Below are 25,436 nucleotides of genomic sequence, written 5' to 3' on the forward strand. Positions count from 1 at the left end.
CCTCAGGCCCGGTCGGCGTCCGGTCCCGGCTCCGCGTCCGTGGGGTTCTCGACGTCGGGCGGCCCCATCTCGTTGGGCACGAACTCGGTCTCGTCGACCTTGCCGGTGCGGAACCCGGCACGGCTCAGCAGGTGCGCCGCGACCGGCGCGGTCGCGAGCTGGAACACGACCACCAGGGCGAGCATCGCGACGGCCGACCAGCTGCGGATTCGCAGCGCCAGGGCGAGCAGCAGCAGGACCAGGCCCAGCACCTGCGGCTTGGTGATCGCGTGCAGGCGGCCCATCAGCGAGTCGAAGCGCAGGGTGCCGATGGCGGCCGCGGCGGTGAGGAACGCGCCCGCGAGGAGGAAGACGGCGGCCGCGACGTCCGCGGCGGTCGTCCAGAAGCCCGGGTCGACGGCGGTCATGGTTCCTCCACCGGGTTGTCCGTCTGGTCGGGGTCGTGCTTCTTCTCCTCGCCCTCCGGCTCCCGGGCCGCGAACCGGGCGATGACGACCGACCCCACGAACCCGACGAGCGCGAGCGCCACGAGGATCGGGATGGTCTCGGTGCGCCGGTTCCACGCGGCCTCGACGGCGATGACGCCCACGAGGGTGGACGCGAGCAGGTCGAGACCGAGGGAGCGGTCGAGCATCGACGGTCCGCGCTCCACCCGCACGAGGGCGAGCAGGGCGGCGACCGCCACGAGCGCCGCGGCGACGACGTAGACGACGATCATCGGTCACCTCCCTGGTCGGCGCCGCCCTGGGCGGCGGTCGTCGCGCCGGCCGCCCCGTCGGGGCCCAGCCCGCAGCGGGCGAGCACGTCGTCGGGCGCGAACGCGCGCAGCACGCGCTCCTCGAGGCGCAGGATGTCGGCCCGCACCGCCTCGGTGCCGCCCGACCGCTCGAGGTCGAGCACGTGCAGGTACACCGCCCCGGTGCGGCGCCGCGTCTCGATGACGAGCGTGCCCGGCACCAGCGTGGACAGCACGGCGGTCGCGGTGAGGAACAGGTCGTCCGGGTTGCGCAGCTGGACCTGCACGACGGCCCCGGACGGCCGGTACCCGGGTCGCAGGGCGAGGAACGCGACCTGGAACGACGCGACGACGAGGTCGAGGGCGAACCGCCAGACGAGCACGACGAACGGCCACGGCCGGAACCGTCCGCGGGCGCTCACGGACGGCAGCGGGAACAGCAGCAGCACCACGAGGGCGAGCGTGGCCCCGCCGACGAGGTTCGCCCACGACAGGTCGCCCCACAGCAGGACCCACACGAGCGTGAGGAACAGCAGCGCGGGCCACTGCCCGAGGGTGTGGCGCAGCCGGCGCGCGAGGGTGCGGCGGGCGGCGATCACGAGTCGTCCCCCGTCGCGTCGTCGGTGATCTCGTCGGACTTGCCGGTGCCGCGGTCGGAGCCGTCGGGGAAGACGGCGTCGACGTACGTCGTGCCGTCCATCGAGGACTCCGCGGCGCGCTCCGCGTACCCGTACAGCGGGCCGGCGGCCACGGTGATCGCCAGCCCGAACGCGATGAGCGCTCCGGCGGGCAGCACCATGCCGCGCGGGAGGCGCACGTCCTCGGGGACGTCGTCGGGGGCGTCCTGCCAGAACGCCTTGTTCCAGGCCTTGACGACGGCGTACAGCGTGAGCAGGGACGTCACCACCGAGCCGATCACCAGCGCCCACGCGAGGCCGGAGCCGTCGCGCACGCCCTCGGTGAGCAGCCCGACCTTGCCGAGGAACCCGGACAGCGGCGGGATGCCCGCGAGGTTGAGCGCGGGGACGAAGAACAGCACCGCGAGGCCCGGCGCGAGGCGGGCGAGCCCGCCCAGCCGGTCGAGCGACGTCGACCCGCCGCGGAACTCGACCAGCCCCACGACGAGGAACAGCGCCGTCTGGACGGAGATGTGGTGCACGACGTAGAAGATCGCCGCCGCCGTGCCCGCCTGGGAGGCCAGGGCCACGCCGAACACCATGAAGCCGATGTGGCTCACCAGGGTGAAGGACAGCAGACGTTTCACGTCGTTCTGCGCGACCGCGCCGAAGATGCCGATCACCATCGTCAGCAGCGCCACGACCATCAACAGACGGTCCACGGCCGGGTCGTCGGGGAACAGCAGCACCTGGGTGCGCAGCATCGCGTAGACGCCGATCTTCGTCAGCAGGCCCGCGAACACGGCCGTGACGGGGGCGGGCGCCGTCGGGTAGGAGTCCGGCAGCCAGAACGACAGCGGGAACACCGCCGCCTTGATGCCGAAGGCGAGCAGCAGCAGGAGCTGCAGCGCCGTGCGCACCGTCGGGTCGATCTCGGGCAGCCGCTCGGCGAGCTGCGCCATGTTGACGGTGCCCGTGGCGGCGTAGACCAGCGCGATGGCCGCGAGGAACACCAGCGACGACATCAGCGTGACGATGACGTACATCGACCCCGCCCGGATGCGTTCCGCCGTCCCGCCGAGCGTCAGCAGGATCGCGGACGCGGCGAGCAGGATCTCGAACCCGACGTACAGGTTGAACAGGTCGCCGGTGAGGAACGCGTTGGCCACGCCCGCGGCGAGCACCAGGTAGGTGGGGTGGAAGATCGCGACCGGGATCGTCTCGCCGACCCGGCTGCCGCCGTCGAGGTCGTCCCCCTCGGGCACGCCCTGGCCCAGCGAGTACAGCAGGACGCACAGCAGCATGACGCCGCTGACGGTCAGCATGAGGGCGGAGAGACGGTCCGCGACCAGGTTGACGCCCACCGGCGCCGCCCAGCCGCCGACGTCCACGACGACGGGGCCCGCGTCCGCGAAGAACATCAGGGCGGCCGACGCGAGGGTCGTGATCGTCAGCGCCGTGACGCTGATGGTCCGCTGCACGTTCGCGTACCGACGCAGCGCGAGCGTGAGGCCCGCGGCGAACAGCGGGACGAGCACGGGCAGCGGGACGAGGGTCGCCGCGTTCCAGGTCTCCGGTCCGGGGATGAGGTCGCTCATCGGGCGCGCTCCTCGTCCTCGTCGCCGACGGTCTCGTCGTGCACCGCGGCCGCTTCCTCGTCCAGCGTCTGCCCCGTCTCCTCGGCGTCCGCGTCGGTGTAGGCCGGGGCGTTCGCCGCGGCGGCGCGCGCGACGCGCTTGTCCTCGACGTCGTCCGCGACCTCGTCGTGCCCGTGGATCTGCCACGAGCGGTACGCCAGCGCCAGGATGAACGCCGTCAGCGCGAGCGTGATGACGATCGCGGTGAGGGTCATCGCCTGCGCGAGCGGGTCGGCCATCGGCTCGTCCTGCGGCGCGTTGCCCACGATCGGCGACGCCCCGGCCCGGCCGCCCGCGACGAGCAGCATGAGGTTCACGGCGTTGCTGATGAGGATGAACCCCAGCAGGATCCGGGTGAGCGGCCGCTCGAGCAGCAGGTAGACCCCGGTGCCGAACAGCACGCCGATGGCGAGCACCAGCACCGCGGAGGGCGTGTTCTGCAGGACGGTCATCGGTTCACCCCCGCCTCGGCGAGCTCGGCCGACGACAGCTCGCCCTGCCGATCGATCTCCGCACCGAGGGTGCGCAGCAGATCGAGCACCAGCCCGACGACGACGAGCATGACGCCGACGTCGAAGAACAACGACGTCACGAGGTGGATCTTGCCGAGCACCGGGACGTACAGGTCGACGATGAAGCTCTCCAGGACCTCGTGGCCGAGCAGCAGGGCGGCCAGCCCCACCCCGGCGGACAGGAACAGGCCGGTGCCGAGCAGGAGACCCGGCTGCACGGGCAGCGCCTCACCCAGCTCGTACCGTCCGCCCGCCAGGTACCGCACGGCCAGCGCGATGCCCACCATGAGGCCCGCGGCGAACCCGCCGCCGGGCGCGTTGTGGCCGCTGAACAGCAGGAACAGACCGAACACGACCATCGAGTGGAAGATCGTGCGGGTCACGACCTCGAACATGACCGAGCGGCGCTCGGGGGCGAGCGTGCTGCCCGCGGCGAGCCAGACCGTGCGGTCGTGGCTCTGGGAACGCTGCGGGTCGGGCGCACGGGACAGCCGCAGGACCTCGCCGCTGCGCTGGCGCAGGAACACCAGCGACGCGACGCCCGTGGCGGCGACGAGCAGCACGGAGATCTCCCCGACGGTGTCCCAGGCGCGGATGTCGACGAGGATGATGTTGACGATGTTGTGCCCGCCGCCGAACTCGACGGCCTCGCCGGGGAAGTCCACGCTGATCGGCGTCGCGACCCGCGCGAGCGGCGCGGCGACGGTGAGCCCCATGATCGCGAGGCCCGACGTCGCGGCGAGGGCGAGCCGCACCCAGCGGCTGGTGGCCAGCGGCCGGTCCGTGAAGTACGGGGGCAGGCGGCGCATGACGAGCACCATGACGACCAGCGTCACGGTCTCGCACAGGACCTGGGTGAGCGCGAGGTCCGGTGCGCCGTGCAGCAGGAACAGGGCCGCGTTGGCGTACCCGACCACGCCCACGAGCAGCACGGCCTTGAGGCGGCGGCGGGCACGCGTCGCCAGGACCGCCGCGACGACGACGATCGCCACGACCGCGGCCTGCGCCGGCTCGTCCCACGGCACGACGTCGACCGGGACGGTGGTGCCGCGCAGCAGGCCCGACGCGATGACCGCACCGGGCGCGACGGCGAGGACGACCAGGACGATGCCGAGGTAGAAGGGCAGCGAACCGCGCTGGGTGAAGGCCGTGACGTCGGCCGCGAGGTCGTCGAGGCGACGCATCGACCGGCGGTAGACGACGTCGGCACCCGTCACCGAGGGCAGCGTGGACTGCCAGCGCTCGATGCGCGTGCGCTGCCAGAACAGCACCGCGCCGGCGATCAGCACCGCCGCGGTGATCGCCAGGACAGGGGTGAAGCCAGCCCAGATCACCAGGTGGCCCGGCTCGCCCGCCGGGTAGAGCGCGGCGTGCGGGGCGAGCAGCGACTCACCGGTCGCGGGCAGGAACGCCAGGGCGACGCCGAGCAGCGCGAGCGTCGCGGGCGGTGCGACCAGCAGCCAGGCCTGACGGCGCACCGGCGTCGGCGAGGCGGCGTCGTCGGGGACGGCCTTGGTGGCGAACGCGCCCCAGGCGAAGCGCAGACCGTAGGCGACCGTCAGCGCGGACCCGACGACGACCGCGGCGAACGCGATCCACTCCACGGCCCCGGCGCCGTGCGTGACGTCGTGCCACAGCCCTTCGAGCGCCGCCTCCTTGGCGACGTACCCGGTGGTGACGGGCACGCCGATCATCGACACGGTGGCGAGGACGCCGGCGCCGGTGGTGATCGGCATGGTCCGCCACAGCCCGGTGAGGCGGCGCAGGTCGCGGGTGCCGGTGGCGACGTCGATCGCACCGACCACGAGGAACAGCGTCGCCTTGAACATGGCGTGCGCGCCGAGCAGGGCGAGCCCCGCCAGGGCCAGCGACTGCGAGCCGAGGCCGAGCAGGAGCACGATGAGCCCGAGCTGGGAGACGGTGCCGAACGCGAGGACGAGCTTGAGGTCGTGCTGGCGCAGCGCCCGGTACCCGCCGAGCAGCAGGGTGCCGCCGCCCAGCAGCACCACGGACCACCGCCACACCGGCAGGTCCGCCAGCGCGGGCGCGAACCGGGCGACCAGGTAGACGCCCGCCTTCACCATCGCGGCGGCGTGCAGGTACGCGGACACCGGCGTCGGCGCGGCCATCGCGGCGGGCAGCCAGAAGTGGAACGGGACGAGCGCGGACTTCGTCGCCGCCCCGGCGAGGAGGCACACGGCCGCGACGACGGCGGCCGCGCCGGTGGGCGGGGCGGCCACCACCTCGGAGATGCGCCACGTGCCCGCCGCGACGCCCAGGACGATCAGCCCGACCAGCATGGCCAGGCCGCCCGCCGTCGTCACGACGATCGCCTGCATCGCCGCACGACGGGACGCCTTGCGGTCCGCGTAGTGACCGATGAGCAGGTAGGAGAAGACGGTGGTCAGCTCCCAGAAGACGAACAGCATGAGCAGGTCGTCGGCGGTGACGAGCCCGATCATGGCGCCCGCGAAGGCGGTGAGGACGGCGGCGAAGCGGCCGGTGCCCAGGGCGTCGCGGGAGAAGTAGGCCGAGCAGTACAGCAGGACCAGCGCCCCGACGCCGCCCACGACGAGCAGCATCAGCCAGGACAGGTGGTCGAGGCGGAAGTCGATCGACAGCTCCAGGCCCGGCACCCAGGAGATGCTCTGTTCCGGGAAGTCACCGTCGAGGACCCGGCCGGTCTGGGCGATCGCGTAGCCGGCGGCAGCCGCGGGACCGAGTGCGAGCACCCAGAACGCGGATCTCCCCAGCCACGCCACGAGAGCCGGCGCGGCGAGCGCCAGCAGGAACACGAGCATGAGCAGTTGGAGCACTGCACTCCGTCCGGTCGGTGGGCGGGGCGAGTCGTCATCCTATCGTTTCGAACCCGCCACCGATGACCGCACGACGACCGGTTGAACACCACAAGGCAGAGCCCGTGCGCCGGATCGGTCGGTCCACCGACGTGGTCAGCCCCGCAGGGGCAGGGTCAGTGTGGCGTCACCGGTGGTGGTCACCCGCACGGGCACGCCCCAGTCCTGCTGCGCGAGGTGGCAGGCGGGGAACACGTCGGGGTCGGGCTCGCCGTCCGGGCCGAGCGGCACGACGTCGCACGACGCCGCCTTGGCGGTGACGTGCAGGACGCCCTCGGTGACGTCGGGGTTGATCCGCAGGCCGCGCGCCAGGTCGGTGCCGGTGCCCGCGCCGTCGAGCAGCAGCTCCGGGGGCGTGGCACTGACGGTGAGCTCGGTGGACGGGCCCCAGCGGTCGTCGAGCTTCTGCCCGGGGGCGGGCGCGAACGGCACCTCGAGGCGGACCTCGCCCGCCGCGACCTCCGTCGCCGGGCGCGCCACCCGGTGGGCGCCGGCGTCCAGCACCTCGCCGGCGACGTCGGCAGGCAGCGCCACCCGCGTGATGCGGTGCGCCGCGGACTCCACGACCAGCAGGTGCACGCCGTCGTCCGTCACCTGCACGACGACGTCGCTCGGCTCCGCGAGCCCCGTCGCGAGCGTCGTGACCGGGCCGCCGAGCCGCGCGCCCGCACCGTCCCCGACGTCACCGGTGGCGTCGTCGCCGTCCGGCACGAAGCGTCGCAGCGCCCCGTTGTAGGTGTCCGCGACGACGACCGAGCCGTCGGGCAGCACCGCCACGCCGAGCGGGTGCTGCAGCAGCGCCTGCCCGGCGTCGCCGTCCCGGTGCCCGAAGTCGAACAGCCCCTGCCCGACGGCGGTGCGCACCCCGACCTCGGAGCCGTCCACCGGTACGACCTGCCGCAGCGCGGAGGTCTCGGCGTCCGCGAGCCACAGCGACCCGTCCGCCGCGGGCGCCAGCCCCGACGGCTGCGCGAACCACGCCGACGCCCCGGGCCCGTCCTCCAGGCCCTCGTTCATCGTCCCGGCGAGCAGCGTCAGCGACCCCTCCTTCTCGTCCAGCGCCCACAGGGTGTGGTTGCCCGCCATCGCCACGACGAACGCCGCGAGCTCAGCCGACCAGGCGACGTCCCACGGCGAGGACAGGTTGACCCAGGTCGGCGGGAGCTTGTCCCCCTGGCCGTGCGCGCGGGGCGCCTCGCCCTCGGGGTGCACGTTCTCCTGCCCGCCCACCATGTACTGGTCGCCCGTCCCCGCGACGGTGGTGACCTGCCCGTCGGCGAGGCGGACGCCGCGCAGGGCATGGTTGACGGTGTCGGCGACGAGGACGTCGTAGCCGAGCCAGGTGCGCAGCTCCTCGGGCACGAGGCACAGCCCGTTGGGCTCGCTGAACCGGGCGGTGTGGACGCCGTCCGGGCCGACGCCGCCGTCGACGAGGCCTCGCTCGCCCGAGCCGATGCGGCGCACGAAGGTCTCGCCGTCGGGCGCGAGCTCCGCGAGGGAGTGGTGCCCGGCGTCCGCGACGAGCAGGTTGCCGCCGGGCAGGGTGACGGCCTTGGCGGGGAACCGCAGCGTGGTGGGTTCCGGGGTGGGCGGCACGTACGGGCCGTCACCGCGGTGGAGCGTGCCCTTGGCGTCGTGCTCGGCGATCAGTTCCTCGACGATCGCCTCGATCGCGGACGCGTGCCCCTCCCCTGCCATCTGGGCGACGACGTACCCCTCCGGGTCGATGACGACGAGCGTCGGCCACGCACGCGCCGTGTACGCACCCCAGGTGACGAGCTCCGGGTCGTCGAGGACGGGGTGGTGCACCTCGTACCGCTCGACGGCGGCGGCCAGCGCGTCGGGGTCCGCCTCGTGCGCGAACTTCGGCGAGTGCACGCCCACGATCACCAGCACGTCGCGGTGCTTCGCCTCCAGCTCGCGCAGCTCGTCCAGGACGTGCAGGCAGTTGACGCAGCAGAACGTCCAGAAGTCGAGCACGACGACCTTGCCCCGCAGGTCGGCGAGGGTGACGTCACGTCCCCCGGTGTTCAGCCAGCCCCGACCGACGAGCTCGGACGCGCGGACACGAGGGAGGGAAGGCGAGGAAGTCACCGGAACATTCTGCGCCATCGAGGGGAAGGGCCGAGCGCCCCCGAGGGCGCGCCAGGGAGGACTCCACGAGCGGCTCGACGACGCCGGGCAGGTCGCAGAGCTCGGCGGAGGGAGGCGCCCTGCCGGGTGACCAGGGCGCGGATCTGCTGGTCCCGGACGGCGGGGTCGGTGAGCTCGACGGTCATCCAGTGGTCGGGCAGGTTCAGCTCGATGCCGATGCCGCGCGACCCGCCGGGGGAGTCGATGCTCGCCATCGCGTGCAGGCCCTCGATGCTGATGCCTGCCCCGGAGTCGTCGCGGAACCTGGTCGGGTCGGTCGAGTCCGCGGCGTCCTCGAGCGCGGCGAGCACGTCGGCGACGTCGAGCTGCATCGGGTCGGGACCCGCCGGGTCGACCACCACGCGCGCCAGGACCGCGCCGTGCCGACGCAGGAACGGCGCGAGCGAGTCGCGCCGCCGCAGGCTGTACGCGCGACCGGGGTCGTCGCCGAGGTGCGCCTCCAGCGCCCGGGGCGAGGTGAACAGGCGCAGCTCGTACGGCTTCGCAGACCCGGGTGCGGCGTCGAACACCCGCACCTGCGGGGTGCCGTCCTCGCGTTCCAGGTGCGGCACGACCACGGCTCCGCCGCCGCGCAGGAGACTCAGGAAGTCCACCGGACATGGGGCTGTCGGTCGTGCCTCCGCGACGAGATCGTCCATCGTCATGGCGCCCCAGTGGGCCTGTCGTCGGCGACGAGGATCCACGTCTCGTCCTCTTCCGACGTGACGCCGATCGCCACGCTCCGGTCGATCGAGGTGGCGACGAACTCTGGCACACCGTAGGTGAGTCCGAGTGCAAGTATCTGTGCGTCAGGTGCGGTGCGGACTCGAATCCACGGAAGTCGAGACGTTCCCTCTCCGCCGACGCTCAGAAGAAACTCGCCCGAGGTGTCGAACAGCCCGGTCGCGGCGGTGATGTGAACCCAGGCGGCTTCGACGGCGCGGGGGTCCGGGTCGTCGTCGGGAACGCGGAGCGTCGGGACGGCCGAGTCGGCGATGAACATACGCCAGACGGCCCAAGCTTCCTCGGCGGTGCCCTCGTGGCCGATGACCGTGAAGCCGGCTTCTCGTGCGGTCGTGAGGGGATCAGCCATCAATTCGGCCCTTCGGGATAGTAGAAGTGGTGCTTTTCACCGACCGGCGCATAGCGCTCAGAGTTGTTGCCCATCCGAAATCGACACCGTCTCTTGAGGTGTCACCCTTGGGCTGCCCAGCGTGGAAGTGAGACGACGAGGCGTTGGGGTCGTTCGTGTGATTCACCACCACGCGCGACCCCGCCTCGGTCTCGAACTGCTCGTACGTGCCGTGCGAACCGCGGTTGGCGCTGTATCGGTCGACCCAGGGCGGTCGCGGCGTCGTCGATCGCCCCGGCGACGTCCTGGTAGTCGCGCCCCCCGGCGAGGACGAGGACGGGGTCGCCGGGGGTGGGGTCGACGTCCAGCCCGACGGGGGACCAGTCGGCGGGCCTCACACCGGCCCGCCCGGACCGGCCGGCGCAGCCGGTGCCGTGGAGCCGTCGCCCTGGATACCGCGGGCGAGATCGGCGTCGAGATCCATCCGCAGATCAGCCACCCGGCACCACCTCCGACCAGGGACGTTATCGATCCGGAACCATCCACGCCATGGGGAACACGCCCCGTCCCGGGCTGGACGGCGATGGGCTCGCACCCGGCAGCTCCCTCAGCTGGCTGCCGCGGCACCCCCGGTGCGGTCACGGATGCCGACGAGGCTGACGAGGCCGCCGACGACGAGCAGCCCGGCGACGACCAGGAGGGTCCGGTGGAAGGAGTCGACGTCGAGGACGCCGCCGACGATGACGCCGGCCAGTGCGATGGCGACGAGCCCGGCGACGCGGGAGACGGCGTTGTTGACGGCCGACGCGATGCCGGCGTCGTGCGGCGGCACGGCGCCGAGGATCGCGGAGGTCAGCGGCGCGACGGTGATGGCGAGGCCGACGCCGAACACGACCATGCCGGGGAGCACCTGGGTGAGGTACGCCGCCCCGGCGTCGGTGGTGAGCAGCAGCAGGTACCCGGCCGCCGCGACGACCGGCCCGACGGTCATGAACCAGCGGGCGCCGTAGCGCCCGGTGAGGGTGCCGAAGCGGGTGGACAGGGCGAGCATCGCGAAGGTGGTGGGGAGCTGGGCGACGCCCGCCGCGGTCGCGGAGTACCCGGCGACCTGCTGGAGGAACAGGGTGACGACGAAGCCGCCGAGGGCGAGCGCGCCGTAGACGGCGGCGGTGGCGATGTTCCCCCACGCGAAGTTGCGCACGGCGAACAGGTGCAGCGGCAGCATGGGGTCGCGGGCGCGCCGCTCCCAGACGACGAACACGACGAGCAGCACGAGCCCGACTCCGAGCACCACCCAGTACCCCTCGACGAGGCCGAGGACGGCCGCGGCGAGGCCGAGCGCGGCGAGCACGGCCCCGGGGACGTCGAGGCGGCGGCCGACCTCCGCCACGGACTCGGGCACGCCCCGCAGCAGCAGGAACGTCACCGCGATGACCGGCAGGTTGATCCAGAACACCCACCGCCACGACAGCAGGTCCACCAGGCCGCCGCCGACGAACGGGCCGACGATCATCGCCGTGCCCGTCCACGCCGTCCACCGGCCGATGGCACGGCCCTGCGCCGCGCCGTCGAACGTCGAGATGATGAGCGCCAGCGAGCTGGGCACGAGCAGCGCCCCGGCGACACCCTGGAGCAGCCGCGCCACGACCAGCACCGCTCCGGTCGGGGCGACGGCGCACAGCACGGACGCGGCCGCGAACCCCGCGAGCCCGATCGCGAGGACGCGGCGGCGGCCGTGCACGTCGGACAGGGAACCGGCGAGCAGGATGAACGACCCGAGCGTGACGAGGTAGCCGTCGACGACCCACTGCTGGAGCGTCAGCCCGGCCTCCCCGGGGCCGCCCAGCTCGTCGGCGATCGCGGGCAGCGCCACGTTGACGACCGTCCCGTCGAGGAACGACACGAACGACGCGAGGATCGCGACCAGCAGCACCCGGCTCCGGGTGCGGTCGGCGGCCGTGGGGCTGCTCACGCGTCCCACGCTAGACCTCGCCCGTACGGTGGCGCCGGTCGGGCAGCGCTAGCGTCGCTCCCATGACCCTGGAGATCCGCCGCAGCGTCCTCGCCGACGTCCCCGCGGCCCGTCGCCTCGGCGACGAGGCGTTCGGCGTCCCGACCCGGCCTGCGCCGGTACCCGACCCGGACGACTGGCCGCGACCGCACACCCGCCCGTGGGTCGCGGCGGTGGACGGCGAGGTGGCCGCCGGGCTGGCGGTGCGGTCCTTCACCTCGTGGTTCCACGGCGCACGGCTGCCGACGGCAGGCTTCGCGGGCGTCACCGTGGCGGCCGAGCGCCGCGGGTCCGGCCTCCTGCGCCCCCTCATGGAGGCGGCGCTCGCCGAGGCGCGCGACCTGGACGAGACCGTCTCGACCCTCTACCCGTCGTCGGCGGGCATCTACCGGGGCCTCGGCTACGAGGTGGTGGGCGCGTTCGAGGACGTGCGGATCCCGATGGCGTCGCTCGCCGCGGTGGCCCCGGCCGGCGACGGCGTGCGGACCCGGCGTGCCACGGCGGCGGACCTCCCGGCGGTGCGGCGCGTGTACGAGGCGTGGGCGTCGGCGCAGAACGGCCCGCTCACGCGCGCCGAGGCACCCTTCACGATGGAGCCGGACGAGATGGTGGGTCCGGGGGCGGACCTCACCGGGGTCAGCCTGGCGGTGCGCGGCACCGGGACCGAGGAGGTGCTCGGCTTCGCGAGCTGGTCGCGCGGGACCGGGTACGACCGCACCACCACCATCGCGGTGGACGACCTCGTCGCGTTGACGCCCGACGCGGCGAGGGCGCTGTGGCGGATGCTGGGCTCGTTCGCGTCGGTGGTGGGCCAGGTGGAGGTGTGCACGTCCGGGGGCTGGTCCGGGACGGACGTCTCCCGGCTGGTCCTGCCGGACCATGCCGCGACGTCGTCGCCGCGCCCGTACATGCTGCGCCTGCTCGACGTGCCGGGTGCGCTGGGCGCGTGCCGGGTACCACCGGTGCGGGCGCGGGTCCCGTTCGCCGTCGCCGACCCGCGGACCCCGGACCTGGCGGGTGCGTGGACGCTCGAGGCTGCGGAGGGCACGGTGCGGGTCGTCCCGGACGACGGTGCGAGCCCGGGCGACCGTCCGACGTTCACCTCCGGGGGGCTCGCCCTGACCTGGTCCGGCGCGCAGTCGACGGCGAACGCTCGCCTCGCGGGCGGTCTGACGGGACCTGGGGAGCACGACACGACGTGGGACGCGCTGTGGGGCGGCCGCCAGGTGCACGTGCGCGACTATTTCTGACGTCCGGACTCCTGACACCCGGTCGCCGCGGAGGCGCGCGGAGTCAGGCCTCGACGCGGGTGACGGCGGCGAGCGCCGCGCCCAGGCCGCTGACGGCCTGCGGCACGAGCGAGTAGTAGGCCCAGCGCCCGCGCTGCTCCCGGTGCAGGAGGCCGGCCTCGACGAGGATCTTGAGGTGGTGGCTCACGGTCGGCTGCGACAGCCCGACGGGGGCGGTGAGGTCGCAGACGCAGGCCTCGGCGTCGGGGCTGGCGGCGACGGTGGCGAGGAGCTGGACGCGGGCGGGGTCGCCGAGCGCCTTGAAGGACCGGGCGAGGTCCTGGGCGACCGCGGGCTCGACGGCGGGGGCGTCGGCGGGCGCGCAGCAGCCGCCGACCGTGACGCGGTCGGCCAGGGGCAGGGGTGCGAGCGCGGTCATGGAGCCATCGTCGCACATATTGACATTCTTCGATACGCGGTCCAGGATCGCCATATCGATGTTTCTCGATGTGAGGAGTGGTGATGAGCGAGGTCGCTCGGAACGATCTGCCGGTGGTCGTCGTCGGCGCGGGGCCCGTGGGGCTGGCCGCGGCGGCGCACCTGCTGGAGCGCGGGCTGGAACCGCTGGTGCTGGAGGCCGGCGACCGGGCCGGCGCGGCGATCGACTCGTGGGGTCACGTCCGCCTGTTCTCGCCGTGGCGGTACGACGTCGACGCTGCGGCACGACGCCTGCTCGCCCCGACCGGCTGGGCCGAGCCCGACCCCGACGTCCTGCCGACCGGCCGCGAGCTCGTCGACGCGTACCTCGCGCCGCTGGCCGCGACCCCGCAGCTCGCCGCCCGCCTGCGCACCGGCACCCGCGTGCTGGCGGTGGCCCGCGACGGCGCCGACAAGACCCGCTCGCTCGGCCGCGAGCGCCGCGGCTACCGCGTACGGACCGTCGACGCGGGTGGTCGCGTGACCGACGTGCTCGCCCGCGCCGTCATCGACGCGTCCGGCACGTTCTCGACGTCGAACCCGCTCGGCGTCAGCGGCCTGCCCGCGGCCGGCGAGGCCGACGCCACCGGGTTCGTCACCGGCCCGCTGCCCGACGTCCTCGGCGCCGATCGCGAGCGCTTCGCGGGCCGGCACACGCTCGTGGTGGGCATGGGCCACTCCGCGGCGAACACCCTGCTCAGCCTCGTGGAGCTCGCGGAGACCACGCCCGGCACGACGATCACGTGGGCGATCCGCGGCGGGTCGGCGCGCCGGCTGTTCGGCGGCGGCACCGACGACGAGCTCCTGGCGCGCGGGCTGCTCGGCACGCGCCTGCGGGACGCCGTGGACGCCGGTCGGCTCCAGCTCCTGACCCGGGTGTCGATCGAACGCCTCGTCCCGGGCGACGGCTCCGTGCAGGTGCTCGGCACCACCAAGGACGCGCCGCTGGCCCTGGACGTGCACGCGATCGTCAACGCCACCGGGTTCCGGCCCGACCTGGGCATGCTGCGCGAGGTGCGTCTCGACCTCGACCCCGTCGTCGAGGCACCGAGCGCGCTGGCGCCGCTCATCGACCCGAACCAGCACTCGTGCGGCACCGTGCCGCCGCACGGCGAGCAGGTCCTCGCCCACCCGGACGACGGCTTCTACCTCGTCGGCATGAAGTCGTACGGCCGCGCGCCGACGTTCCTGCTGGCCACCGGGTACGAGCAGGTGCGGTCCGTCGCGGCGGCGCTGGCGGGCGACCGGGCGGCGGCCGACGCCGTCGAGCTGGACCTGCCTGCGACCGGCGTCTGCTCCAGCGACCTCGCGCTGGAGGCCGACGGCGACGCCGCCGGGTCCTGCTGCGGGACCGCGTCGAGCGAGCCGCAGCTCGTCACGCTCGGCGTCGGCGCACCGTCCGGCGTCGGCTTCGCCTCGGGCGTCCCGCACGGCCGCTCGGGCGACGGCGAGGACGCCTGACCCCGACCGGTGGACAACGCCAGGTCACGACGACGCCGGCCGCCCCGTGGGGTGCGGCCGGCGTCGTCGTCGGTGGGAGGCCCGACCGCCGGACTCAGACGGCGGGCAGCGCGACGGGCTCGACGTCGAGGGAGGCGAGCAGCTCGCGGATGCGACGCTCGATCTCGTCCCGGATGGGGCGGACGGCGTCGATGCCCTGACCGGCGGGGTCGTCGAGCTGCCAGTCCTCGTAGCGCTTGCCGGGGAAGATCGGGCACGCGTCGCCGCAGCCCATCGTGATGACGACGTCGGAGGCCTGCACCGCCTCCGTGGTGAGGACCTTCGGCTGCTCGGCGGTGATGTCGATGCCGCGCTCGGCCATGGCCTCGACGGCGACGGGGTTGATCGTGTCCTTCGGGGCGGAGCCGGCCGAGCGGACCTCGACGGCGCCGCCGGACAGCTCGCGCAGGAACCCGGCGGCCATCTGGGAGCGTCCGGCGTTGTGGACGCAGACGAACAGGGCGGACGGCTTGGTGGTCGTGTCGGTCATGGTGCGGCTCCAGTCGATCGGGGTGAGCGGGCTCAGCGGGTGGTCAGGTCGAGGTCGGGCAGCAGGTCGGCGAGCAGGGCCCGCACCCGGGTGTCGAGCTCGTCGCGGATGGCGGCCACCCCGGCGGGGGACGCCAGGGCGGGGTCGCCCACCAGCCAGTCCTCGTAGCGGGTGCCGGGCAGGACGGGGCAGACGTCGCCGCAGCCCATCGTGACCACGACGTCCGCGGCGCGGACGGCGTCGTCGGTGAGCGGCTTGGGGAACGGGTCTGTCGTGCCGAGCGCGGCGAGCTCGGGCCGCACGGCCGGGTGGACGTCCGCGGCGGGCGTGGACCCGGCGGAGCGGACGACGACGCGGTCGCCGGCGTAGTGGCGCACGAGCGCGGCGGCGAGCTGGGACCGCCCCGCGTTGGCGACGCACACGAACAGCACCTGCGGGCGCGCGTCCTGCGGGAGCCGGGCGAGGTCGGCGAGGCGCTGGCGCGCGAACCGGTCGGTCAGGGCGAGCAGGTGCGCCGACACCTTCGCCGACCGGGCGAGCGCGGTGTACGACTCGCGCACGGTGCGCAGCACGACGTCGGCCCCCACGCCGGGGTGGGTGGCCGTCAGCTCGGCGGCGAGGTGCTCCAGGGCGGCGTCGGCGTCCTCGAGCACCGTGAGGTGCGGGTGCTCGCCCAGGGCGTGGACCGCCGCGGGGGCGAACGACTCCAGCAGGGTGCTGGTCGCCGCCTGATACCCCGGGGTGATGCTGTACCAGACCCACGTGCCGCGACGCTCGGAGGTCAGCACGCCGACGTCGCGCAGCACCTTGAGGTGGTGGCTCACCGTGGGCTGGGAGACGTCGGTCAGGTCCGCCAGGTCGCAGACGCACGCCTCGCCGTCCCGCGCGGTGGCGATGAAGGACAGCATCCGCAGCCGCAGCGGGTCGGCCAGCGCCTTGAGCGTGGTCGCGACGGTGGCGGCGGCGTCGGTGCCGATGGCGTGCGACTCGACCCGTGGACCGCAGCCCGGGTCCTGCACGGTCAGCGGCAGCGCGCCCCGGTTCGTCTCGGTGGTCATGACCTCACCTCGTCCAGCTCTCGTCCCACGCCGTCCGGGCGGGCGGCGTACGGGTCGACGCCGAACCAGCGGCGGGCGACCCCCAGCGACACGTAGACCAGGCCCACCAGCACGGGGACCTCGATGAGCGGCCCGACGACACCGGCCAGCGCCTCGCCGGAGGCGGCGCCGAAGGTGCCGATCGCGACCGCGATGGCGAGCTCGAAGTTGTTGCCCGCCGCGGTGAACGCGAGCGTCGTCGAGCGGGCGTACCCGAGCCGCAGCGCGCGGCCGAGCACCATCCCGAGCCCCCACATCGCCGCGAAGTACACGAGCAGCGGCACGGCGATGCGGACGACGTCGAGCGGGTGGGACGTGACCTGCTCACCCTGGAGGGCGAACAGCAGCACGATGGTGAACAGCAGCCCGTACAGCGCCCACGGCCCGATGCGGGGCACGAACCGCTCCTCGTACCAGTCACGGCCCTTGACCCGTTCGCCGACGAGGCGGGAGGCGAACCCGGCGGCGAGCGGGATCCCGAGGAACACGAGCACGTTGAGCGCGATCTGACCGACGGAGACGTCCAGACCCTGCGTGTCGAGGCCCAGCCAGCCGGGCAGCACGGTGAGGTAGAAGTAGCCGAGCAAAGAGAACGCGACCACCTGGAAGACGGAGTTGACCGCCACGAGCACGGCCGCTGCCTCCCGGTCACCGCACGCGAGGTCGTTCCAGATGACGACCATCGCGATGCAGCGCGCCAGCCCCACGATGATCAGACCGGTGCGGTACTCCGGCAGGTCGGGCAGGAAGATCCACGCGAGGGCGAACATCAGCGCGGGGCCGACCACCCAGTTGAGCACCAGCGAACTGACCAGCAGCCGCTTGTCCCCCGTGACGGCGGCGACCTTGTCGTAGCGCACCTTGGCCAGCACCGGGTACATCATCACCAGCAGGCCGAGCGCGATCGGCACCGAGATCCCGCCGACCTCGAGCGCCACCAGGACGTCCGACAGCGCGGGCACGAACCGGCCCAGCAGCAGTCCGACCACCATCGCCAGCCCGATCCACGCCGGCAGCCAGCGGTCGAGCGTCGAGAGCCGCGGCGCGGCCGGTGCGGCGGTCATCGGGCCTCTCCCAGGTCGGTGTCGAGCGCGTCGGGAAGGTTCTCGGGGTCGGGCTGGTCCTGGCCGGCGAGGTCGGCGAGGTAGGCCTGGGCGTCGAGGGCGGCGGCGCAGCCGGACCCGGCGGCGGTGATGGCCTGGCGGTAGGTGTGGTCGACGAGGTCGCCGCAGGCGAACACCCCGGGCTGGTTGGTGCGGGTGGTGCGGCCTTCGACCAGGACGTAGCCCTCGTCGTCGAGGTCGATCTGCCCGGCCAGGAGCTCGCTGCGGGGGTCGTGGCCGATGGCGACGAACAGGCCGGTGGCGTCCAGGTCGGTCTCGAGGCCGGTGACGGTGTCGTGCAGGCGCACGCCGGTGACCTTGTCCTGGCCGTGGATGGCCACCACGGCGCTGTTCCACGCGAAGTCGATCTTGGGGTCGGCGGTGGCGCGGTCGGCCATGATCTTGGAGGCGCGCAGCGCGTCGCGGCGGTGCACCACGGTGACCTTCGAGGCGAACCGGGTCAGGAAGGTCGCTTCCTCCATGGCGGAGTCGCCGCCGCCGACGACCACGACGTGCTGGTCGCGGAAGAAGAACCCGTCGCAGGTCGCGCACCAGGACACCCCGCGCCCGGACAGGCGCTTCTCGTCGGGCAGGCCGAGCTCACGGTAGGCGGACCCGGTGGCCAGGATGACGGCGCGGGCACGGAACGTCTCCCCGCCGCCGGTGGTGACCGTCTTGACCTGGCCGGTCAGGTCCAGGGTCTCGGCGTCGTCCCACAGGACCTTCGCGCCGAACTTCTCGGCCTGCTCACGCAGCTGTTCCATGAGGTCGGGGCCCTGCACCCCGGTGGGGAACCCGGGGAAGTTCTCCACCTCGGTGGTGTTCATCAGGGCGCCACCGGCGGTCACCGAACCCGCGACCACGACCGGGGCGAGCCCGGCACGGGCCGCGTAGATCGCCGCGGTGTACCCGGCAGGGCCGGAACCCACGATGACGAGGTCGTGGAGGTTCTGTATCGACATGCTTCTATATTGACAGAGTTCAATGCAGGCGCGCAAGACCGCCGAGAGACAACCCTCTGCGGGTGGCGGGGACCAGTGGGCCCGGGGCGATCAGAGCGTGGTGACCGCGCCGACGACGCTGACCCGCACCGGCACGCCGTGGACGTCCGGCGGGACGTCCTTGCGGGCGCGGACGTTGAGGACGTTCACCTGCAGCACCCAGTCGTGGTCGTCCCCGCGCCGGGCGAGCCCGACGCCCTGGACGCCGTCGACGCTGCGCAGCGACTCGCGCAGTTCCGCCTTGGCGGATCGCGCCTCGTTCATGGTGACCATCGAGCACCTCCTGGTGTACCTCCATTGTGCCCCCGACCGACCCCGTCGGCCCAGGGGTGCCGTCAGGTCGCGGCGGCGGCGAGCGCGCGGCGCACCCCGGCCCGCAGGGCGTCCAGGGCGCGGGCGGCGGCGGCCGCGTCGGCGGGCGGCAGGTCCGCCAGGACGGGGCCGACGACGGCGCGCACCCGGGCCTGCACCACGTCGACGAGGTCGCGCCCGGCACAGGTGGGCTCGTCGCCGTCCAGCAGCCCGGCGGCCCGGAGGTCACCGACGAGACGCGGGGCGTCGTCGAGGTGGGCCCGCGCGATGACGTGCTCGGCGAGGCCGGTGCCGTCGTCGGGCGACCTGGCGCCGAGAGCCCCGCCGTCGCGAACACCGTCGCGCTGGAGGGCGAGCCGCAGCGTGACCCAGTGCCGCGGGGTGAGCCCGGTGGGGGCGAGCTCGCGGCGGAGCAGGGCGTCGAGCGCCTTCTCGGTCTCGCCGACGAGCTGCGGGCCGAAGGGGATCTGGTCCACGGGAAGCCTCCATATCGTTGGTGTGGCCAACGATACGCTTTCGTTGGTTGCACCAACAGTCCTATCCTGACTCCATGCCCCACGACAGGATCTCCGCCTTGCCCACCTGGCTCCTGTCCCGCGCCAACCTGCGCGCGCAGCGCCTCCTGCACGGCGCCCTCGCCGCCGCCGGCAGCCGCGGGTACCACTACCGGATCCTCGCCGCGCTCGAGCACGACCACCTCAGCCAGGCCGAGCTCGGCCGCCGCGTCGCCGTCGACCGCAGCGACGTCGTCGCCACCCTCGCCACGCTCGAGAGCGACGGGCTCGTGCACCGCTCCCCCGACCCCGCCGACCGCCGCCGCAACGTCGTCCGCCTCACCCCCGCCGGACGCACGGAGCTCGACCGGCTCGACGCCGTCGTCCGCAGCGTCCAGGACGAGGTGCTCGCACCCCTGGGCCCCGAGGACCGCCGACGGCTCGCCTCGCTCCTCGCCCGACTCGGCGACAGGATGGACCGATGAGCACCACAGCGATCCCGTCCCTGCCCCTCAACAACGGCACGTCGATCCCGCAGCTCGGGTTCGGCACGTTCAAGATCCCGCCGCAGGACACGCGCGACCTGGTCCTCACCGCGCTGGAGACCGGCTACCGGCACATCGACACCGCGCAGATGTACCGCAACGAGGCCGGCGTCGGCGAGGCCATCGCGGCGGCCGGCCTGGAGCGTGACGAGCTGTACATCACCACCAAGCTCAACAACGCGTTCCACGCCCGCGACGACGCGCTCGCCGCGTTCGACCGGTCCCTGGAGACCCTCGGTCTGGAGCACGTGGACCTGTTCCTCATCCACTGGCCGCTGCCCGCCGTCGGGAAGTTCGTCGAGGCGTGGGGAGCCCTGGAGGAGATCTACGCGTCCGGCCGCGCCCGCGCCATCGGCGTCTCCAACTTCCAGCCGCACCACCTGCGTCACCTGTTCGCCGACACCACCGTCGTGCCGGCCGTCAACCAGGTCGAGGTGCACCCGTGGCTCGGCAACGAGGAGGTCCGCGCGTTCGACGCCGAGCACGGCATCGTCACCGAGGCCTGGTCGCCGCTCGGCCGCGGCGCCGTCCTGGAGGACCCGACCGTGGTCCGCATCGCCACCGACCACGGCAAGACCCCCGCCCAGGTGGTCCTGCGCTGGCACCTCCAGCGCGGCGACGTCGTCTTCCCCAAGTCGGTGACGCCGTCCCGCATCGCGGAGAACTTCGACCTGTTTGACGTCGAGCTCTCGCAGGCCGACATGGCCGACATCACCGCCCTCGACCGCGGTGAGCGCATCGGCTCGCACCCGGACGAGATGAACAACACCGGCCGCTGACGGGCGGGTTCGGGGTGGGGGTGGGGGTGGAGGTGGTGCTGCGCGCGGCCGCGTTCACGGTCGCAGGGCGACCTGCCACTTCGGGAAAGAGACGGCCGCGCGCAGCACCACCCCCACCCCGACGGTGGCCCGCTCGCCCCGGGCGCGCCAACGGCACGGCGGAGGGCGTCACGTCGGGTGAGGGCAAGGACGGCGGAGGCCACGGCGGTGACGACCCAGGCGAGTGGCGGGTCCGCCCGCGCCCGTCTCTCTCCCGAAGTGGCAGGTCGCGCAGCGACCGTGAACGCGGGCGGGGTGTGGCGGGGTCCGCGCGCGCCCGTCTCCTTCCCGAAGTGGCAGGTCGCGCAGCGACCGTGAACGCGGGCGCGCGCGGACCCCGCCACACCCCGGCCACCCGAGCAGCGACGATCAGGTGAGGCGGCGCGTCGCCCGGATGCCCACGACCAGCCCCACGGCGCAGGTGATCGCGGCCGCCAGCACTCCCCACAGGACGACGGGGTCCCCGATGTCTCCGGCGAAGAGCGCCCGTTCGGCGTCGACGATGTAGGTGAGCGGGTTGAACTTCGCCGCGACCTGCATCCAGCCCGGGCCGGCCTCCAGGGGCAGCATCATCCCGGAGAGGATGAGCAGCGGGAACAGCAGCGCCTGCTGCACGCCCCAGAACAGCCATTCGCGGTTCTTGGCGGCCAGGCCGAGGGCGTAGGACAGCGCGCCGATCCCGACACCGAACACGCCGAGCAGCACGAGCCCGGCGAGCGCGTACAGGGGGTTGAAGGTGAAGCCGAACGGCAGGCACAGCACGGCGATGAGCAGGCCCTGCACGACCAGCGGCGCGAACTCCTTGAGCGCCCGGCCCACGAGGATCGCGGAGCGCGACAGCGGGGTGGCGAGCACCCGCTCGTAGGAGCCGGTCATGAGCTCGTAGAGCAGGTTGGACCCGGTCATGGAGGTGCCGAACAGCGAGATCATGACGATGACGCCGGGCACGAACCACTGGAGGGTGTCGGCGGTGGACATGCCGGTGCCGCCGAACGTGCCGGTGAGCAGCGGCGCGAACAACCCGAGGAACACCAGCGGCTGGAGCAGGGAGAAGACGAGCGTGAACGGGTCGCGCAGCGTCAGCAGGATCTCGCGGTGGAACACGGCTCGGGTGTCGGCGACGAACTTGCCGGGTCCGGTGCGCGTGACGATCCGCGCCTCCTCGTGGACCGTCCCGGGCGTGGCGGTGGTGGTGTCGGTGGTCATCGGGGCCCCTCCTGCGGTGCTCATGCGGCCTCCTCGCGCAGGCTGCGGCCGGTCAGGTTGAGGAACACGTCGTCGAGGCTGGCCTGCTTGGCGGTCGCCGACGTGGTGGCCAGGCCGACGCCGCGCAGGGCGTCGATGGCTTCGGGGAGTCGTTCGGCCCCTTGGGCGGTGGCGATGCGCACGGTCAGGCCGTCGGGCGCCTCGTCGACCTCGACGGTGCCGGTGTGCGGCGTGCCGTCGCCGACGACGGCGCCGAGCGCCCGCCGGGCGGTGTCGGGCGAGCCGGGCGTGGTGCCGAGGGTGACGACGTCGTCGGCGTGCTCGCGCTTGAGGGCGGCGGGCGCGGCGTCGGCGATGATCTCGCCGTGGTCGATGACGACCACGCGCTCGGCCATGCCGTCGGCCTCCTCGAGGTAGTGCGTGGTGAGCACGATGGTCATGCCGAACCGCTCGCGCATGGCGGTGATGTGCTCCCACAGGTTGGCGCGGGCGTGCGGGTCGAGGCCGGTGCTGGGCTCGTCGAGGAACAGCAGCGGCGGGTGGTTCATGAGGCCGAGGGCGACGTCGAGCCGACGTCGCTGCCCTCCGGAGAGCGACTGCACGGTGCGCTTCTCGAGCCCGCCGAGCTCGAGCGCCTCGATCAGGTCGGCCGCGCGGCGGCGGTACTCGGCGGGCGCCAGCCCGTAGAAGCGCCCCTGGTTGTCCAGCTCGTCGCGCACCTGGTAGCTGAAGCCGCCGCCGTTGCCCTGGCCGATGAACCCGAGCCGGGCCCGCACCTGGGTGGGGTGGGTGACGACGTCATACCCGGCGACGCTCGCGGTGCCCGCGGTGGGGGCCAGCAGGGAGGTGAGCATGCGCAGGGTGGTGGACTTGCCGGCGCCGTTGGGGCCGAGGAAGGCGACGAGCTCGCCCTCGGCGACGTCGACGTCGATGCCCTTGACCGCCTCGACCTTCTCCTTGCCGCGCTGGAAGGTCTTGGTGAGACCGCGCGCTCGGATCATGAGGACCCGCCTTCCGTACGTTGTACTGAAATGGAGCGACGAACGTTAGCATACGCTGTACGGGAAAGCGACGGAAGACCCGGAGGCCCCGATGACCGACACCCGCCCGGCCGAGGACACCAGCCGCCGGCTCGCCCTGCTCTGGGACCCGCCGCAGCCCTCCACCCGGGGCCGGCGCGCCACCCTCACGCTCCCCGACGTCGTCGCCGCGGGCATCGCCGTCGCGCACGCGGGCGGGCTGGAGGCGCTGTCCATGCGCAAGGTCGCGGGCCACCTCGGCGTCGGCGCCATGACCCTCTACACCTACGTCCCCGGCCGCACCGAGCTGATCGACCTCATGATCGACGCCGCGTTCGCCGAGCTCACGCTGCCCGAGCCCGGCGCGCCCTGGCGGGACGCCCTGACCCGGTACGCCACCGAGCACCACGACCTCTACCTGCGCCACCCGTGGATCCTGCAGACCAACATGTGGCGGCTCCCGCTCGCCCCGCACGTGCTCGACGCCGAGGAGGCCGGCCTGCGCGTGCTGTCCGAGGCCGGCCTGCCCGCCGGACGCGTCGTCGAGGTCATCGGGCTGGTCGACTCGACCGTCCGCGGCCTCGCCCGCGCCGCCGTCGCCGAGCAGGCCGAGGGATCGAGCACCGGCACCAGCAACGACGACTACTGGGAGTCGATGTCCGAGTTCTGGGGCACCTGGTTCGACCCCGCCCGCTACCCCACCATGACCCGCGTCTGGGAGGCCGGGGGCTTCGACACCGGCCACGCGTCGTTCGAGGCCACGTTCCAGCGTCTGCTCGACGGCGTCGAGCTCGCCGTCGACCGCGCCGCGGCCGAGCACGGAACCACCGGCCGGGGCTGACGGCGCCGCGCCCGCCGATCCGTCATGATGCGTCCATGGAACGCCACACCGTCGTGGAGATCGCCGAGGGCCTGCACGCCCGCACGGCGGCCCGGTTCGCCCGTCTCGCCGCCGATCAGGGGGTCGCGCTGCGCATCTCGCGCGCAGGCGCCGGTCCCGTGGACGCGGCCAGCGTCCTGGGAGTGATGACGCTCGGCGCCGACGCCGGCACCGCCGTCGTCCTGCACGCCGACGACGACGCCGACCCCGCCACCGCGACCGCCGCCCTGGACGCGCTGGAGGAGTTCCTTGCCAGGAGGGGCGGCGCCCCCGAAGGGACCCCGTGACCCCCGGGCGCAGGCACGGTCGAACGCACACCGCACACACCGGATCGCCCAGGCTGGTTCCGACCCAGAAGGGCGGCCAGTTCCGACTTTCTGATCCGGCGAGATCCGATGAAAGCCTGCGGCAGGTTCCGACTTCACGCTATCGTCGAGGGCATGGAGCACTTGATCGAGCGTCGCATGTCCAGGATCGTCCGTGATCGCTCGGCGACGGCCCCCGTCCTCCTTCTCGAAGGGCCCCGTGGCGTCGGAAAGTCGACCTTGCTCCGTGAGGTGGCGTCAGCCACGGACGCGACGGTGATCGACCTTGATCGCGAGGACTACCTCCAGCTCGCCCACAGCAGTCCGTCGACGCTCGTCGGGGCAGACCTACCGGTGCTCATCGACGAGTACCAGAAGGCCCCGCTGCTCCTGGACGCGATCAAGGCTCGGCTCAACCAGCACACCCAGGCCGGGATGTTCGTCCTCGCGGGATCGACCAGCTACGAGTCCCTTCCGCAGGGAACGCAGGCGCTCACAGGTCGTCTCCAACGGCTGTCGGTCGCACCACTCACGCAGACCGAGATCGACGGGACCGACAACGACCTCATCGCCCGAGCATTCGACGGAGACATCCAGCACCGCCTCGCCGCAACGGCGACCTCGCGGACGGAGTATGTCGCTCGCGTGACACGCGGCGGCATGCCGCTCGCTCTCACCCAACCGACAGATCCCGACCGGTCACGCTGGTTCGAAGCACACGTGCGACAGTCGATCGAGCGCGACGCCGGCGAGCTGCGTCGTATCGGCCGCCGGTCGGACCTCAGGGACGTACTGACGCGCACCGTCGGACAGACCGCCAGCGTCCTCAACATCTCCAAGGTCACCCAGGATGTGGCGCCGTCGTGGGACACCACGTCGGCCTACGTCGAACTCCTCGAAGCACTGTTCCTCGTCCGTCGGCTCCCCGCATGGGGAACGACCGTCCTGCCGCGAAGCATCGAGGCCCCGAAGATTCACGTCGTCGACTCGGGGATCGGCGCCCATCTGCTGCGACTGAGTCCGTCCAAGCTGCGACGACTCGATCCATCCGCCCTCACCGAGTTCGGGCACCTGCTCGAGTCGTTCGTCGTCCAGGAGGCCATCCGGCAGTCGACCTGGATGCACGAACCGGTGACCGCCGGCTACTGGCGCACGCGGGACAACGTGGAGGTCGATCTCGTGCTCGAGCGCTACGACGGCACCGTCGTCGCCATCGAGGTCAAAGCCGGGGACCATGTGAAGAAGGCTCAGATCTCACCGCTCGTCGCACTCCGAGACCGCCTCGGCCCGTCGTTCGCCGCAGGGATCACCTTCTACACCGGCGAGACCGGATATCAGATGGACGACCGCATCCATGCACTTCCGGTCGACCGGCTCTGGACCTGAC

Annotated in this window: 26 protein-coding genes; 7 read left to right on the top strand and 19 right to left on the bottom strand. The window is 73.1% G+C overall.

Translation table 11 applies throughout. The features are described from left to right. Nucleotides 1-2: 2 nt before the first annotated feature. From mnhG to I598_RS10590, 10 genes are all read right to left on the bottom strand, one after another. A complete protein-coding gene (gene mnhG / locus I598_RS10545) occupies nucleotides 3-407 on the bottom strand; it encodes a monovalent cation/H(+) antiporter subunit G (RefSeq protein ID WP_068202916.1) in 405 nt (134 codons plus the stop codon). After that, complete coding sequence (locus I598_RS10550; protein WP_068202917.1) at nucleotides 404-718, bottom strand: MrpF/PhaF family protein; 315 nt, start codon at nucleotides 716-718, stop codon at nucleotides 404-406. Before I598_RS10550 ends, mnhG begins: the two co-directional genes overlap by 4 nt. Next, on the bottom strand, nucleotides 715-1,335 hold the full coding sequence (locus I598_RS10555) for a Na+/H+ antiporter subunit E (protein ID WP_083973179.1): 621 nt from the start codon (nucleotides 1,333-1,335) through the stop codon (nucleotides 715-717). The genes I598_RS10550 and I598_RS10555 overlap by 4 nt, the downstream gene beginning before the upstream one ends. Next, nucleotides 1,332-2,951, bottom strand: coding sequence for a Na+/H+ antiporter subunit D (locus I598_RS10560; protein WP_068202918.1), 1,620 nt, complete (start codon nucleotides 2,949-2,951; stop codon nucleotides 1,332-1,334). Before I598_RS10560 ends, I598_RS10555 begins: the two co-directional genes overlap by 4 nt. Continuing rightward, the gene (locus I598_RS10565) at nucleotides 2,948-3,442 is read right to left on the bottom strand and encodes a Na(+)/H(+) antiporter subunit C (RefSeq protein WP_068202919.1); all 495 of its coding nucleotides are present in this window, start codon (nucleotides 3,440-3,442) and stop codon (nucleotides 2,948-2,950) included. Before I598_RS10565 ends, I598_RS10560 begins: the two co-directional genes overlap by 4 nt. Continuing rightward, a complete protein-coding gene (locus tag I598_RS10570; RefSeq protein WP_068202920.1) occupies nucleotides 3,439-6,318 on the bottom strand; it encodes a Na+/H+ antiporter subunit A in 2,880 nt (959 codons plus the stop codon). The genes I598_RS10565 and I598_RS10570 overlap by 4 nt, the downstream gene beginning before the upstream one ends. A 135-nt stretch (nucleotides 6,319-6,453) precedes the next feature. After that, a complete protein-coding gene (locus I598_RS10575; RefSeq protein ID WP_068202921.1) occupies nucleotides 6,454-8,469 on the bottom strand; it encodes an NHL domain-containing thioredoxin family protein in 2,016 nt (671 codons plus the stop codon). Next, complete coding sequence (locus tag I598_RS10580; protein ID WP_068202922.1) at nucleotides 8,448-9,104, bottom strand: hypothetical protein; 657 nt, start codon at nucleotides 9,102-9,104, stop codon at nucleotides 8,448-8,450. The genes I598_RS10575 and I598_RS10580 overlap by 22 nt, the downstream gene beginning before the upstream one ends. Before the next feature lie 47 nt (nucleotides 9,105-9,151). Further along, on the bottom strand, nucleotides 9,152-9,583 hold the full coding sequence (locus I598_RS10585) for a hypothetical protein (protein ID WP_068202923.1): 432 nt from the start codon (nucleotides 9,581-9,583) through the stop codon (nucleotides 9,152-9,154). A 586-nt stretch (nucleotides 9,584-10,169) separates the two neighbouring features. Next, nucleotides 10,170-11,534 (bottom strand): MFS transporter, encoded by a 1,365-nt coding sequence (locus I598_RS10590; protein WP_068205212.1) that lies wholly within the window; start codon nucleotides 11,532-11,534, stop codon nucleotides 10,170-10,172. 62 nt (nucleotides 11,535-11,596) lie between these two features. On the opposite strand from I598_RS10590, the gene I598_RS10595 reads away from it, so the two are divergent. Then, nucleotides 11,597-12,823: a GNAT family N-acetyltransferase gene (locus tag I598_RS10595; protein ID WP_068202924.1), complete on the top strand. Its 1,227-nt coding sequence runs from the start codon at nucleotides 11,597-11,599 to the stop codon at nucleotides 12,821-12,823. Nucleotides 12,824-12,866: 43 nt separating this feature from the next. Here the strand turns inward: I598_RS10595 and I598_RS10600 are convergent, their stop codons facing one another. Next, on the bottom strand, nucleotides 12,867-13,241 hold the full coding sequence (locus I598_RS10600; protein WP_068202925.1) for an ArsR/SmtB family transcription factor: 375 nt from the start codon (nucleotides 13,239-13,241) through the stop codon (nucleotides 12,867-12,869). An 83-nt stretch (nucleotides 13,242-13,324) separates the two neighbouring features. Between I598_RS10600 and I598_RS10605 the strand changes: the two genes are divergently transcribed. Next, on the top strand, nucleotides 13,325-14,740 hold the full coding sequence (locus tag I598_RS10605; RefSeq protein WP_068202926.1) for an FAD-dependent oxidoreductase: 1,416 nt from the start codon (nucleotides 13,325-13,327) through the stop codon (nucleotides 14,738-14,740). A gap of 94 nt (nucleotides 14,741-14,834) precedes the next feature. Here the strand turns inward: I598_RS10605 and I598_RS10610 are convergent, their stop codons facing one another. The 6 genes from I598_RS10610 to I598_RS10635 form a co-directional block, all read right to left on the bottom strand. Continuing rightward, the gene (locus I598_RS10610) at nucleotides 14,835-15,269 is read right to left on the bottom strand and encodes an arsenate reductase ArsC (protein ID WP_068202927.1); all 435 of its coding nucleotides are present in this window, start codon (nucleotides 15,267-15,269) and stop codon (nucleotides 14,835-14,837) included. 32 nt (nucleotides 15,270-15,301) lie between these two features. After that, nucleotides 15,302-16,327 (bottom strand): metalloregulator ArsR/SmtB family transcription factor, encoded by a 1,026-nt coding sequence (locus I598_RS10615; RefSeq protein WP_068202928.1) that lies wholly within the window; start codon nucleotides 16,325-16,327, stop codon nucleotides 15,302-15,304. After that, nucleotides 16,324-17,430 (bottom strand): ACR3 family arsenite efflux transporter, encoded by a 1,107-nt coding sequence (gene arsB, locus I598_RS10620; protein WP_068202929.1) that lies wholly within the window; start codon nucleotides 17,428-17,430, stop codon nucleotides 16,324-16,326. The genes I598_RS10615 and arsB overlap by 4 nt, the downstream gene beginning before the upstream one ends. Next, nucleotides 17,427-18,431: a thioredoxin-disulfide reductase gene (trxB, locus tag I598_RS10625; RefSeq protein WP_068202930.1), complete on the bottom strand. Its 1,005-nt coding sequence runs from the start codon at nucleotides 18,429-18,431 to the stop codon at nucleotides 17,427-17,429. Before trxB ends, arsB begins: the two co-directional genes overlap by 4 nt. A gap of 90 nt (nucleotides 18,432-18,521) precedes the next feature. Continuing rightward, nucleotides 18,522-18,743: a hypothetical protein gene (locus I598_RS10630; protein ID WP_068202931.1), complete on the bottom strand. Its 222-nt coding sequence runs from the start codon at nucleotides 18,741-18,743 to the stop codon at nucleotides 18,522-18,524. Between the two features lie 62 nt (nucleotides 18,744-18,805). Further along, on the bottom strand, nucleotides 18,806-19,258 hold the full coding sequence (locus I598_RS10635; protein ID WP_068202932.1) for a hypothetical protein: 453 nt from the start codon (nucleotides 19,256-19,258) through the stop codon (nucleotides 18,806-18,808). Nucleotides 19,259-19,332: 74 nt separating this feature from the next. On the opposite strand from I598_RS10635, the gene I598_RS10640 reads away from it, so the two are divergent. Together I598_RS10640 and I598_RS10645 are read left to right on the top strand one after the other, a co-directional pair. Continuing rightward, on the top strand, nucleotides 19,333-19,761 hold the full coding sequence (locus tag I598_RS10640; protein ID WP_068202933.1) for a MarR family winged helix-turn-helix transcriptional regulator: 429 nt from the start codon (nucleotides 19,333-19,335) through the stop codon (nucleotides 19,759-19,761). Beyond that, a complete protein-coding gene (locus I598_RS10645; RefSeq protein WP_068202934.1) occupies nucleotides 19,758-20,600 on the top strand; it encodes an aldo/keto reductase in 843 nt (280 codons plus the stop codon). Before I598_RS10640 ends, I598_RS10645 begins: the two co-directional genes overlap by 4 nt. Before the next feature lie 408 nt (nucleotides 20,601-21,008). On the opposite strand, the gene I598_RS10650 is transcribed toward I598_RS10645, so the two are convergent. Then, nucleotides 21,009-21,869: an ABC transporter permease gene (locus I598_RS10650; RefSeq protein ID WP_232314132.1), complete on the bottom strand. Its 861-nt coding sequence runs from the start codon at nucleotides 21,867-21,869 to the stop codon at nucleotides 21,009-21,011. Next, complete coding sequence (locus I598_RS10655) at nucleotides 21,866-22,846, bottom strand: ABC transporter ATP-binding protein (protein ID WP_068202935.1); 981 nt, start codon at nucleotides 22,844-22,846, stop codon at nucleotides 21,866-21,868. The genes I598_RS10650 and I598_RS10655 overlap by 4 nt, the downstream gene beginning before the upstream one ends. Before the next feature lie 91 nt (nucleotides 22,847-22,937). Between I598_RS10655 and I598_RS10660 the strand changes: the two genes are divergently transcribed. The 3 genes from I598_RS10660 to I598_RS10670 all read left to right on the top strand — a co-directional run bounded on the left by I598_RS10660 (nucleotide 22,938) and on the right by I598_RS10670 (nucleotide 25,435). Next, nucleotides 22,938-23,705, top strand: a complete 768-nt coding sequence (locus I598_RS10660; protein ID WP_068202936.1) for a TetR/AcrR family transcriptional regulator — start codon at nucleotides 22,938-22,940, stop codon at nucleotides 23,703-23,705. Nucleotides 23,706-23,740: 35 nt separating this feature from the next. Continuing rightward, nucleotides 23,741-24,031: an HPr family phosphocarrier protein gene (locus tag I598_RS10665; RefSeq protein ID WP_068202937.1), complete on the top strand. Its 291-nt coding sequence runs from the start codon at nucleotides 23,741-23,743 to the stop codon at nucleotides 24,029-24,031. Between the two features lie 153 nt (nucleotides 24,032-24,184). Continuing rightward, entirely contained in the window at nucleotides 24,185-25,435 is a 1,251-nt protein-coding gene (locus tag I598_RS10670; protein ID WP_068202938.1) for an ATP-binding protein, read from the top strand. Nucleotide 25,436 lies beyond the last annotated feature (1 nt).

This window comes from Isoptericola dokdonensis DS-3, from assembly GCF_001636295.1.
Lineage (GTDB): Bacteria > Actinomycetota > Actinomycetes > Actinomycetales > Cellulomonadaceae > Isoptericola > Isoptericola dokdonensis.